Below are 12,664 nucleotides of genomic sequence, written 5' to 3' on the forward strand. Positions count from 1 at the left end.
GGATGCAGGTAGCTGGTTACTGGTTACTGGTCTGTTGATTTCCATACAGAAAACATTTGCGCATAGTTATCCGCAATCAGCATGGCCAATTTGCCTGGCTCATGACAAATAGGGTGTTCTGCAATCTTTACGGCTTGCAGGGCATTAAACCATTTGTCGGCATCGGCTTTTATGATTACAACAGTAGCGATTTTTTCAAGTGGCAGTTCTACCCACCTCGATGCACTCTCCCCGTTTTTAAAGCCGCCCACATGATAAGTAAAATAATTACCCAGCGATTTTGAGGCTGCTGATTTGCCTTCCAGCTTGGCCATAATGTAGCCCGAGTTCCATGTCCAGAACATGCCCTTCATAGGGTCAAGCGCCCCGGTTTGAACGCCGGAAATATTTCTTACACTATCAACCCCCAGCATAAAACGTATGGATGTAGCCTTTATGTTGTTGTGGCTTACAACAATGGTTTTGGAGGCACTGTCAGCTTCGTCAATCAAAAAATGTTCACGGGTAAGCGGGTGCAGTTGGCCATCAGTGTCACGCAGGGAAATGTTGGTGATATAGTATTTAAAATTCCTGATGTTAAAGGTTTCGCCAAATGCGTTGCGGTAAGTAGCGCCGGCCTGCATAATGGTATCTCCAACCGTGTTTATAAAGCGTAAATGCAGCGTTTGCGCCTGCAGCATAACCGGCAGCAATAAAATAAGTGCGGCAATTATCTTTTTCCGGTTGATGTAAAGCATCGGGTTCATCTTTTGATAAGTTGCACACGCAACAAAGCAACTGCAAAATACATATTAATCGTTCTGTGGCAGCACCCGGTTAATGTAAGGAGTTTTTTTGGGTGACCAGCGGTAGTTTTTCATGGCATCCCGGTTGCGTCGCACTACTTTCATCGGTTGGTTTTTCATGGCGACTTTTCAGCCCCGGGTAGATTGTGCTGACCACGATTTTAATACTGATTTTACGGATTAACCTGATAGTACAATAATGATTTAGTTGATTTATTTTACCCTTAGTTTGTTGATGGCGGCTTCCATGGCATGATAAAGCTGCAGGGCTTCATTAAGTGGCATGCCGGCATTCATGCCGGGGCGTTTATGGCCGGTGGCGGTAAGCCAGGCATCTTTCATAAATGCCTGCCGCTCTGCAACCAGCTTGCGGATGGTGCTGTCAGTTTCATGTTGGTCAAATGCCTGTTCAGCCTGGTAAAGAGTGTCCACAGGTTCTCCCAGGTATTGCAGTATGGCTTTGGCCATCAGCCAGTGGCCATGCCTACCGGGGTGTACGCCGTCTTCCGCAAGTTTATAGGTGGGGTTTGTTTTGCGTTTGCCGTTTAAGTACTCCGTCATGGCAAAATGTATATCGGCCACTTCCCATCCCAAAGCCCTTAAGCTCAACAGCCATTGGGCATAGGCATCCAGTACTTTATTGTAGCCGCCGGCGCCCAGTAATGGGTCATCATGAACAGGCGGCGTAACATGAATAATTTTCTTTACGCCTGCTTTTACCAGCGTATCGTGCAGCCAGTTAATGCCTGCCGCAAAAGCTTTAAACCTGGCACTGTCAAAAGGCAGGTATATGCCATCGTTCATGCCGTAACAGGCAATCACCACATCCGGTTTGGTAAGGTTCAATACACGGTAAAGGCGTTCGTGCAAATCCGGCCTTGCAAAGCTGCCACCTGCATGGCCCGGCTCACTTAAGCCTGATACGGTTTCGCTGGGCAGCCCCGCATTTATAAACTGCACTGGCCAGTTTGGGTAATGTATGGCAAACCAGGCTTCTACATCGGCAACATAATCGCCGGCGTAGGTAATGCTGTTGCCCAAAAACAGAATGCGCTGGGTGTTTGGTGGAAAAGCGGAAGGTGTTTGTGCCTGTGCGGCAGTAGCCAGCAGCAGTAGTATCAATGAGCCAACAAGTCTTGCGGCCTTTATAAAGAATGATGATGTTTGAGTGGTTAGCTTTTTCATATAAGGGGCAAGATAAATTTTTGGGGTGTACTGTGGTGGTTTCAGTTTGACTCCATGCCGTAAAACCTGAACTGCCCCTCTATTTTAACAAAGTTGAATCTGTGGCTTACCAAGCTTTTGTAACCATGCTGTTCATATAGTTGATCAAATATGATCTCGTAAATGGTCAGGCTTTTGTCCTTACTGTTTTTAAGAAAATCAGGTTGTTCATCTGGGTATCTTATTGCATAAATTTTATACTGGCCTCTTTTCATTTTTTTCCATACTTCTGAGGAAGGGAAATAGGTAAATGATGCAATAATGAAGCTGTCAACCGGTTCGATGTCGTTATAATAATGAGGAGAGCTAAACCCTTCACAAACCGAACAGGTAATACTGTCAAGTGACATTGATTTTATCGTAACAGAATCCCTGGTTTCTATGCTATGCAGCAACTTGTTCCACGTCTTTATAAGTTGGCTTTTTTCTTTTTTTGAGGGCTTTATTTGTTCAATATTTGCAAGTTCAACATCCTGTACTTCAAATGGCTCTCCTGTGCCAAACAGGCCCCTTGCTTTCAGCACGCCTTTTTTCTTTATGTCAAATAAATCCTGCGCATAAAATCCATATACCGCTATGGCTTTACCATTTTCTATCTTGTAGTAGGGTTCAGGAAAATTGCCTTTTATCGCCTGCTCCTTTAATCCGGCAATGGGGTAAGAAAGTTCCTTTGCAAATTCAACAGGTACCGGTTTGATGGTAGTATCGTCACCCTGGCCTTCGTAAGGGCCTGCCCACTTGCCTTGCTTTGTTTTGTAGAGTACATCGTACTGGTATTTCTGGTGATAGTACTTTCCCTCATGTTCGCACACATATAGCATTACTGCATCGTGTTTTTCAAAAGCAGGCCTGCCACGGTGATCATACACCGTGAATTCGATGGTGTCGCCCCGGTAATCCCCGCACACTTTTTCAAGAATGTTGTACTTGGCGGAAAATTTTGCATCCAAACTGTTTTCTTCAGCTTCCTGTTCCGTTACCGAAATTTTTTGCCCAATGAATACCAGCAGTTTGCCATGGCCGGGATTTTCCATGCAGCTTTCGTTTCCATTGGTACATGAATAAGTAAGCATTACTATGAGGGAGATGCAAAAGAAAGGGTTTTTTATGCTCATGGGTATAGGTTTTAGAAAATTGTTGTAGGACTAAACTACAAAACATAGGTAGAATTTTTATGTATTTCACAGCAAGGATTAATGGAAGGTGGATTTTACTTTCGAAAGACAGTTGTTTTTCAACCCCGGCCTTGAGGTTCTGAATTTGTTTTATAATGTAACCGTATGTTTTGTTATCCTATAAAACAAAATTTACTGTGCTTTAATTTTCTATTCCTTCCTTATTTCATACCACAGTTCTACCATGCCGTTTTTATAGGCTGTTACATCTTTCAGGTGCAATGCCTGTTCCTGTTGTATATGGTCAAAAAACAAGAGGCCGTCACCCAGTATAATGGGCAATACAGACAGCCGTATATCGTCTGCCAGTTTTAGGCGGATAAACTCTTTTACAAGCATAGCGCCGCCCACAAGCCAAACACTTTGGTAGCGGGGTTTTAGCTTTTCTTCTACAAGCTTGTGCAGGTCGCCAGCGTAAAACTGGATATTTTGCCTGTCATCCCTCAAGGGTTGGTTGGTTACAACTATTGTAGGCGTATCGCCATAGGCCCACCCGTAAGACGCGGACAGTTGCAGGGCGTGTTCATAAGTACGGGCGCCCATTATGTAACAATCTATTGTTTTAAGAAAAGCTTCCGGGTCTTGGGCTGTAACGCCTTTTTCATAGTTGCCTGGCGTGTCAAACCATGAAATGCTGTTGTCTTTTTTCGCAATCATGCCATCAAGGCTTGAAACCATGTGTATTGTTATTCTGCATGTTTGGTGGGGCATAATTAAATAGGTTGAACTGTATTGATAACACTGCATCTAAATATACACAACCTGGCGAACCTGTGTTGTTGATGTATTAATATTCTTTGAAGGTTTGTTTCGGAAGTTATTTAAATCTTTAATAAAATAATTTGTCCGCCTCCGGAGGACACGGTAAATTATCTACCCTGCGGGAAAAGCCGCGTAGCGGATCCAACAGTACAAGAGTGCGACGCAACGATGTTTAATTGATGTTCCTGCTGCCGGGTACATGCGCTTTCTCTATTTATGGTTCTTAAAAACGAATACACCGGGATAATGAAACAATACCCCTATGGCCCATGCCGGGGGCAGCAAGAACATAAACAGGTGGATGCGGAATGCTTTTTATGGGTGAATATTGTTTTGCGTTTGTATTTAAAGCCTGGTTGAAATTTTAGATAATGCGTGTAACAGTATTAGTCGTTTAGTGAGTTTATACCTTGTTCCTTTAATAGTTCAAGATGCTCTTTCATTGTCTTAACCTGTTCTGCCGGATGTCCTTGCCAAATGGTAACTTCTCCAACAACCCTAAAAGGATGTGTTGAACGATAAGATTTTGAAGGATTGCCTGGAAACTTTTTATCAGTCAAATCGGGGTCGTCTTCAATATGTCCCAGTGGTTCAACTAAATAGATTCTTTCTCTTCCCTCGCCAACGGCAAGTTCTGCGCCCCAAATGGCAGCATCCAATGTAGCTGACAAGAAGATGTATTTGGCGTTTTTTCGTTGTCCATAGTTAGAGTTGAAACCCGCCTCAATTAAGTCGCCAATTTTTAAGTCGGCCTTTGTGCCGTGAAAATAAGTTTGGGAGAAAGGTGTTGCACCTGGCCCTTTTGGCTGTTGTTGATTATTGGTTTCTTCCATTGATGCTTGTTTTTGTGCTTTATTGTTTGATGACTGCCTTGTAACGGCCACCAAAGTAAAGGCATTGGCGATCTGCTTTCGCCGCCGAGATTAAAGATACAAAAGCTCATTGTTTATTTTGGTAGCCTGCCATTGTACGCTGGTCTGTTATGCAGCGGGAGGGTTGGTGAAATCCAGACAAAAAATATGGCTGTTAACAAAAAAATGTTGATGCTGGGTTGTGTCAGCCAGTTCTTGCTGAACCAATGATTTGTCGTCTCATTTATGTCTATGCATACGCCATGTACCAGTGTATACTTCTTCAATTGTCAAATCGGGCGCATGAGCCAAATCTTTAACAATTTCCCATTTTCCCACGAAATGATTTGTCTTTTTGTCAAAGTGTCCTTCATATATTACTGTGTGCCCAGGTACACCTTCCTCTGAACTGCTGTTTCCCCATTCGTCAATAATAATACTCTGATGATATTGTTTTGTGAAGCTTACTATGTTTCCATGTATGAAACCTTTCATAACGGAAACTTCGCCATTAGTTCCAATTCCCTCCCAGTCAATAATTCGTCCACTGAATTGCCCATCTTTATATTCTTCAATAAAAAGGCGAAATTCAGCTTCCTGGCCTTCCACTATCGTTCCGTATTCAGGTCCGTATTTAAAGAACCCTTGCCATTGCCCTATATAAAGTAAATTGTCCATTGCAGTTTCTTCTCTTTGATAGTAGTATCGGATGATTATTTATAGAATTTACAGGTTTATTTCAAGTTTCGTTGTTTTAGAAGTTCATTCAGCGCTTTAGCCCTTTTATTTTTCGGGTCACTAACCATTTTGTAGATAAGGTACAAAGGGATTAGTGTAACCAATCCCCAACTATTTTTAACGACACTGTAAAATATAATCCCCACCAAAAAACCAATGAACAAAGCATTGGTAATGGAAAACGATTTGAGTTTTTTTGCTTCATCTAATAATTCCTGGTCTGTTAGTTCAGAAAGGTCTTTGTTTGTCATTGTCTATCTTGTTTGGTTTTGGTGTAACGGTAGTAATTATAGCTGCAATGTTACAAGCAGCCGCTAAATTATAAATTCCACCTGTTACTTTCAATGGTAATGAACTCCGGTGTACATCCTTTTGATACCATCTTGCCTTTGTAAAGACATTTAGATGTGTCCTTGCCGCAAAGCGCCCTTAAGAAAATGAAAAAATGTCCGTAAGATTTTAAGTGGGTGTCCCTCGTCCCTCTGGCCGGGCAGAACTGCGTTCGCAACTTTCTTCAAAGCAACATTTAGTTGCTTTTACGAAAGTTGTGCTCCTACTCCGGCACAAGGCCCTGATGAGATAGCATTAGCGGGGTATCCGCTTCAATCCCTCACCCGGTGATGTAACAGGCTGCAGTGAGCATAGAGTGGATGTGGTGGGGCGGGGAGCCTTTACCACGATGTTTGCAATGTAATTTCTGCAGTGCATTCTTTGAAAAACGGAGCTTTAAACCCTGCGCAGCCTTGTTGTTGGTTATTATTCCTCTCTGATAAAATCGTTTACAAGCACAAGGGTAATTTCATACTTATTGGTAGATAGAGACTTGTCTAAAAGCAATGTTATGTCTCTTATTCCGGTATCTGCCTTACTGCGGGTAGAAAACTGGGCCACATCTCCAACATCTTTGTCATGCTCATATTTTTTCTTTGTTGCTACGTTGCTGAATATTTGTTTAAGCTTTTTAAAGCACTTAGCCGCTGCCGCCTTATCGCTAAATTGAAGCTGCCAGTTTAAATCAAGAATCTTCTTCGTGCTGTCTGTTTCACCAAGTACAACCTCTATTGTGCCTGTTTCTATTTTCAGGTTGGGCAGCGGGCTTTCTGTAAAAGAAAATTTATGTCGTGATGACCAGGCTTTATCCGACCGCATTTCGATAGTTATGTTCAGATTCTGTTGTCTCACACCATTGTCGCTGTGGTGAAGTTGCGGAACAGATAGAAGACTGTCAAAAAGCGACGATGATTGGTCTGTAATATCAAAACCAAAAAACAATTGATTTAGTTGGTGGGAAAAAGTCATTGTTTGAGACATGGAAAATGTAGGGCTTAAGAGCGTAAAAATTAAGAAAATTGCGCGGGTCATATTATTTTGGAATACAACGTTAAAGTATTTGTGGTGTGATGGCAGGGAGCATTCTGTTTGCCTGTTGCCGCCGTTGAGTGAAGATACAAAACTCGTTGTTGTTTGACAGCCAGGGGGTTTAATACGCAGGGCAATATGTAGTGATTTTTTGCTTTTGACGATTCCCCAGGTGTTGGTTGGTGAAATACAGGCCAAAGCTGGTTTTTATACTAACTCCAAAAATGCTACAGGATAACTCTTTGGATAGTACGGGGGGCATTGTGTGTTAGATGTACCCCTGCCGCAAAGTTTGCTGTAAGGGGCTTTGCGGGGGAAGGTAAAAAAGGCCTGGCAGATTTTTTAATGGGTGTTCCTCGTACCCTGGGCCGGACAGAACTGTGTTCGCAACCTTATTCAAAGCAACATTTAGTTGTTTTTTCTCGGTTGTGCTATCACCCCGCCACAAAGCCTTCACACAGAGCTTTCAGCGGGGGATGCGTTTCTGTCCCTCACCCGAAAGTGTAACACGCTGCGCATATGCGGGGATGTGTGATGTTGTATTAGCATTTGCTTTATTGCGTATACAAGTCATCCCTGGCGCAAAGTCCCTTGCAGGAGACTATTGCGGAGAAGTACTTTGGGTGGACACTGTGCGGGGAATGAAAATGCAGCGGGTGGATGCCTTGAAGAAAGGAAAAATATTGCCTGGGCAATATGTAGAGGAGATTTTTTGTGAGCCCGGCAGGAGGAACTACTATGAGGCATTACTTGCGTCGCACTCGTTTGCGCTTTGTTCTTTGGGCGGCTTTTTAGCCCGGGTAGGCGAGTGGTATTAATTGGTCATTTTGCCTACCCCTGCCGCAAAGTCCCGTACCGGAGACTGTTGCGGAGAATGGCTTCGGGGCGACACTTTGCGGGGAAGAAAAATAAACCCTGAGAAAAACAAAATGAAGAAAACAGCCCAAACTATCTTTCGGAGCTTTTTTACATATGTCCTATCTGTAGCCTTAACACCTCTTAACGCCATCCTCACCTCAATTCAATACCCATAATTACTCGCACGGCTACCGAAGGTTCCCCCGCAGCAGTGCGGGGCAGGCTGCGCAACATCGGCTTTATCTTTGGTGTTTCACACCCGACGAAGCCTTAGTTGTTTTGGGCAGTTTTGTCTAAAAGCGCATGACGAATTTATTGCGATTAGTCTTTGTATTTTTCAAGCAATATATCTCTTATTTTATTCCTTGTATCATACATCCGTATTGTTTCTATATTGCTTAAGATTATTATTCCAATTTTCTTTTCGGGAATCAATGTCAACAAACTTCTATAGCCATCATCACTTCCTCCATGTTCGTAGTTAGTCATCCCTTTATATGGATACATGAACCAACTTAGTCCGATTGATATATTCTGCTCTTTATTTCTAACAAAGGTTGGTGTCATCATCATCGCATGTGTTTCCTCAGTAAGAATTTGCGTGCTTTTATATTTTCCTTTATACATATTAGCAATTGCCCAGTGAGACATTTCCAGCACATTCGTATTTAGAGTTGAACTTGGCGCATGCATTCTGTTATAAGGATATATGGCTATTACTTTTGGTGGATTGCCGATATGAGGGCTTGTACGAAAGGACTTTTTAATTTCCGGGTAATAAAAGCTGCTTTCATACATTTCAAGCGGTGTGAGTATGTTTTCCTTTACATATTTTTCAAATGACATTCCAGATACTTTGGCAATTAAATCAGCCATAATATCAAATGCAATATTGCTGTAATGAAATTCTGTTACTGGTTTACTGATTAGCATACTATCGCTTAAACTTCTTGCGTAACGTTCTGCAGCCCCCTCGTCTTTAATCCCTTTATACCATTCATAATCATCTACGTCTGGCATTCCCGATGTATGGTTCAGCATTTCCTTTATAGTAATGTCTTTGTATCGTTCGTCTTTCATCTTAAAATAGGGCAAGTAAGTAACTAATGGCTTGTTAATATCAATTTTCCCTGTTTCATAAAGTTGCATTACCGCAGTTGCTGTGAATGTTTTTGAAATAGAGGCAATATGGAATGTATTGTAGGGTTCTAACTTTTTTTTAGTGTCTGTATTCTTTACCCCAAAGGCTTTCGTGTAAACTATATCCGTATCTTTTGTTATTGCTATTGCTATGCCGGGTATGCCCGCTGTGTCAATAAGAGATTGCAGGAATGTTTGAATTTCTGCAAAGCTTTTATCTTGAATAATGGTTGCTTTTTGAGCAGTTGAACGGCCTGCTATAATGACAAGTAAAAAACAAGTGGTATAAAAGAAGATTTTTTTAATCACAAGGAGTTTATTTTTAAACGAAACCGTGCCTTAAAAGTTACAAGTTTCTGAAAGTTTTATTAGGGTAGTTGAGTAGTTTGAAAAATTGCCCATAACGGCCAGGGCTTTCTGCTGTGCTGGTATTCCGGATTCGTCAGCCCGGAACCGAAGCTGAGTAAAGTTAATATAGTTGATGTTATATTCTATTGCCCGGCTTTATTCGTCCCGATCGGACTGAAGATGATAAACGGGGATGACATACTTTTTTGCATCGAATGGCATCCCTGCCGGAAAGGATTGTAAACAACGAAGAAAAATAAACCTTGAGAAAAACAAAATGAAGAAAACGGCCCAAAATATCTTCCGGAGCTTTTTTATACATGTCCTATCTGAAACCTAACACCTCTTAACGCCATCCTCACTTCAGTTCAATACCCATAATTACTCGCACGGCTACCGAAGGTTCCCCCGCAGCGGTGCGGGGCTGGCTGTGCAATATCGGCTTCATCTTTGGTGTTTCACACCCGACGAAGCCTTAGTTGTTGGTGGCAGTTTATTTTTTTGCTCTTAACAGTAGCATTAGACAAAATATAATTGTCAATATAATTGCCAATACATTTCCTTTCTTCGAGGTTAGAAATTCATTTATTTTTTTTGATTTATCAGTTTTTTCAGGACTAACCTTTAGCGGAGCAGTTTTTTGTTTTGATTTAATATTTTTAATGGCTATCGAAACATTTGCCGTTTTCTCTATTTCTACTTGTAACTCTCCAATTTCTAAATTTTCATCAATGCCTTCGTCTGGGTCAAGTAATAAGCCATACTTAGGTATAAGTAGAATTAGTCCTTCCTCAGTTATAATTGTGGCATCAAGTTGTTCCGAAATTTTGACTAAGTCATAATACAAATTAAGTTCAAAAATAGGGTTTGAATTGATATAACTTTTTTCGTCAGTCAACCATAGTAAAGGAAACCATTCTTCTTTTTCTTCATTCCAAATAAAGAGTGTTTCAGTGGAGTCTTCTTTTTCGACTTTAAAATTTTCATCTCCACGAATTACCTCTAAAAGTTTATTGTAGTTTATGTTTTTTGAGGTTGAAAAATCTTCTGAAAAACATTCTAAGCTTATCGTATGCGGCATTTTGTCAAATTATTTTATTGAAATATTGAGGAAGAATGGAGTTTAATTGCCATCAACGGGCAGGGCTTTATGCAGGTTGGGAATTAGTATTCCGTCTGCCGATAACCGCTGCTGATTGAAAATATGTTGATGAAGTTAAGTACAAAAGCTGATAGATATTCGTCTGCTGGAATTGAAGCTGCGATTTGCAATTAGTTGAAGTTACAAGGTCAAGCCCAACTTGCATAAAACCCAATGTTATATGCGGTTTTAATACCACTGCGGTATTGTCGTCACATTGTCGCAGCAAGCAAAGACATATAGTTTACCGCTGTCACCAAATGCTAAAGTGTCAAAGCCGTTTACTAAGTTTTCGTCTGTTTGAATTTCAATTATGAACTTCATAGTCTTACTGCATTGAGAACATTTTGGATGCCCATCCTCTTGAATCCAAATCGGTTGTCCGCCAATTTTAAGAAACGCTTTTTCAAGTGCTTCTTCATCAGTCTCTCTTTTGAATTTATAAACAGTTTCTGTAAATGCCACTTTATTAACTACTGGCAAATTCAAACTGTCTGGATTATAATGCTGTGTCTCCATACAGTTAAAACAATGTAATACTGGAGTGTCAGTGATTTTTATATTCGTCAAATTAAATCTCTTGTCAATTAGGTTTACAGTTGCAATAAAACTTAAAGGCATTTTGCATTTTTTGCAATTGCAGGTTCTGGTGTTATTTTTGATTTTAAAATCTATTACATTGTCTGATACTTTTGAATTTGCTGCAATCAAAGGTGATTTTGATATTGTACAAGTTTTAAGGAATAGTTCCTTTTCCCTGTCAAAAGAAATTTGAATTTGTGGTTCTTTCCAAAGCTTTCCTTCTCCCATCACAGTTTGCCTGATAAACAATAATCCTTTGCTGTCATACTCATAATCATATGTAACCGTCATTTTACCGTGGTCGTAATATTTCCTATCCTCATAATTTAGCCAAACTATTTTTTTTGTCAAGTCATTTTCATAAGTATAAAACCAACTGGAACTAAGTTGTTCTTTGTTTGAGATTTTCTCTCCCCAACGAAGGCCTAGAAAAAAATCATGCGCTTCCTTTACTTTGCCATTTTCCCAAATTATGTAAGTCTCTTTGGGTATTCCTGCTCCGACTTGGTCAATGCGTATTAGCTTTTCATTTTGAAAGTACCCTATGCTGTGATAATTTGTTTCAATGTCGCTTAGGTTTTTACTCTTCTTTTTATTTATCTTATCGATGTTGTCAGAAATGTCAAGAAAATCTAAGTCTGGATAATATTTGATTAGACTATTGTCGATTGGAGTGATTTTCCGCAATGTTTCTATTGATGGTGGGGTGCTCATAAAAATCGCATATAACGGCCACAGCTTTGCGTTCGACAGGGCATTTGGAAAACGTCCAGCCCGGAACTGCAGCCGATGTAAGTTACTAAAGTTGAAAAATATTCTATTGCTCATCTGTGTTCGTTCAGCGGGATATGCCGCTGATAGTAGTACAAAAGACGAGTATATATTCGTCGCCCCCTGCTGACGCAAAACTGAATGTTAGCTGGCGTTTTATCTCCTTTTTGTCAGGTAGTAAATTTGGACACTTGGCAACCACAGTTCTTGCATAATTTTTTTAATTGCTTCGGATTTATCCAATCTTATTTCAGAAGTTATTAAAACACTTGCTGGATTTCCCTCGCCAATACCACCAACATAATAATGCAAATTCTTAGGGTCTGTAATAACAACAAAAGTATCCTTAGGTGCGTCAATATAATTAATAGCAGAGTCAGTCACACTCTCCAATATTCCTATAGTAAATTGATAAACTTCAATCTCATCTCTTTTGTTAATATGAACGGCACCGCCTGAAGTAGGATTTGTCCAACTAAAATGTTTTGGCGTAAGTTGCAAATTGTAAATCTCATTTTTTCTTTTTCCCGCTTGCTCGTAAGTGAAAGTTCCAGAATTAGGTCGAGGTAGCTCTACAGGCTTGAGTCGAGAAAAATCATAGTTTCTTTTTAATGTGTCTTTAGTTTGGTTGACGGATTTTTTTTGAACAGTAGTTTGCCCTTTTGAGATATTCACAACAAAAAGAAAACTGAAAGAAAATAATAGTTTAATCATTTGACTGTTCATTAATAAGAGGGTGTCCAACAAAATGCCAGCTAACGTTTGCATTGCCGTATTAGCCGCACAATTAAAAATATACAATTCCCTCGTTTTCAATACTGTTTTTATTTCGTTTTTTGTATAGCAGGGTTACGTCAATGAAAATGCTTAGTAGGGATTTTGCCCGGGCCGAAACCCAGTGAAAAATCGGCTGGGGTAAACTGCGGAAAT

General features: G+C 40.5%; 12 protein-coding genes. All 12 read right to left on the bottom strand.

Translation table 11 applies throughout. From position 1 onward, the window contains the following. Positions 1 to 23: 23 nt before the first annotated feature. The 12 genes from F0364_RS04755 to F0364_RS04810 all read right to left on the bottom strand — a co-directional run bounded on the left by F0364_RS04755 (position 24) and on the right by F0364_RS04810 (position 12,550). Positions 24 to 746 carry an MbnP family protein gene (locus F0364_RS04755; RefSeq protein WP_153796616.1) on the bottom strand — a complete coding sequence of 241 codons (723 nt, stop codon included), beginning with the start codon at positions 744 to 746 and terminating at the stop codon, positions 24 to 26. Between the two features lie 252 nt (positions 747 to 998). Further along, complete coding sequence (locus F0364_RS04760) at positions 999 to 1,970, bottom strand: SGNH/GDSL hydrolase family protein (RefSeq protein ID WP_153796617.1); 972 nt, start codon at positions 1,968 to 1,970, stop codon at positions 999 to 1,001. Between the two features lie 41 nt (positions 1,971 to 2,011). Continuing rightward, positions 2,012 to 3,124 carry a hypothetical protein gene (locus F0364_RS04765; RefSeq protein ID WP_153796618.1) on the bottom strand — a complete coding sequence of 371 codons (1,113 nt, stop codon included), beginning with the start codon at positions 3,122 to 3,124 and terminating at the stop codon, positions 2,012 to 2,014. Between the two features lie 210 nt (positions 3,125 to 3,334). Beyond that, positions 3,335 to 3,862: a dihydrofolate reductase family protein gene (locus F0364_RS04770; RefSeq protein ID WP_153796619.1), complete on the bottom strand. Its 528-nt coding sequence runs from the start codon at positions 3,860 to 3,862 to the stop codon at positions 3,335 to 3,337. 470 nt (positions 3,863 to 4,332) lie between these two features. Continuing rightward, positions 4,333 to 4,779 (bottom strand): NAD(+)--rifampin ADP-ribosyltransferase, encoded by a 447-nt coding sequence (gene arr, locus F0364_RS04775; protein WP_153796620.1) that lies wholly within the window; start codon positions 4,777 to 4,779, stop codon positions 4,333 to 4,335. Between the two features lie 258 nt (positions 4,780 to 5,037). Further along, positions 5,038 to 5,475, bottom strand: coding sequence for a hypothetical protein (locus F0364_RS04780; RefSeq protein ID WP_153796621.1), 438 nt, complete (start codon positions 5,473 to 5,475; stop codon positions 5,038 to 5,040). Between the two features lie 56 nt (positions 5,476 to 5,531). Further along, positions 5,532 to 5,786, bottom strand: coding sequence for an FUSC family protein (locus F0364_RS04785; RefSeq protein WP_153796622.1), 255 nt, complete (start codon positions 5,784 to 5,786; stop codon positions 5,532 to 5,534). Positions 5,787 to 6,291: 505 nt separating this feature from the next. Continuing rightward, positions 6,292 to 6,834 (bottom strand): hypothetical protein, encoded by a 543-nt coding sequence (locus F0364_RS04790; protein ID WP_153796623.1) that lies wholly within the window; start codon positions 6,832 to 6,834, stop codon positions 6,292 to 6,294. A gap of 1,239 nt (positions 6,835 to 8,073) precedes the next feature. Continuing rightward, positions 8,074 to 9,201 carry a serine hydrolase domain-containing protein gene (locus F0364_RS04795; protein ID WP_153796624.1) on the bottom strand — a complete coding sequence of 376 codons (1,128 nt, stop codon included), beginning with the start codon at positions 9,199 to 9,201 and terminating at the stop codon, positions 8,074 to 8,076. 532 nt (positions 9,202 to 9,733) lie between these two features. Continuing rightward, positions 9,734 to 10,321 carry a hypothetical protein gene (locus F0364_RS04800; RefSeq protein ID WP_153796625.1) on the bottom strand — a complete coding sequence of 196 codons (588 nt, stop codon included), beginning with the start codon at positions 10,319 to 10,321 and terminating at the stop codon, positions 9,734 to 9,736. Positions 10,322 to 10,570: 249 nt separating this feature from the next. After that, positions 10,571 to 11,677: a hypothetical protein gene (locus F0364_RS04805; RefSeq protein ID WP_153796626.1), complete on the bottom strand. Its 1,107-nt coding sequence runs from the start codon at positions 11,675 to 11,677 to the stop codon at positions 10,571 to 10,573. A gap of 213 nt (positions 11,678 to 11,890) precedes the next feature. After that, on the bottom strand, positions 11,891 to 12,550 hold the full coding sequence (locus F0364_RS04810; RefSeq protein WP_153796627.1) for a hypothetical protein: 660 nt from the start codon (positions 12,548 to 12,550) through the stop codon (positions 11,891 to 11,893). Positions 12,551 to 12,664: the final 114 nt, after the last annotated feature.

The sequence above is a fragment of the Foetidibacter luteolus genome (assembly GCF_009650435.1).
Classification (GTDB): domain Bacteria; phylum Bacteroidota; class Bacteroidia; order Chitinophagales; family Chitinophagaceae; genus Foetidibacter; species Foetidibacter luteolus.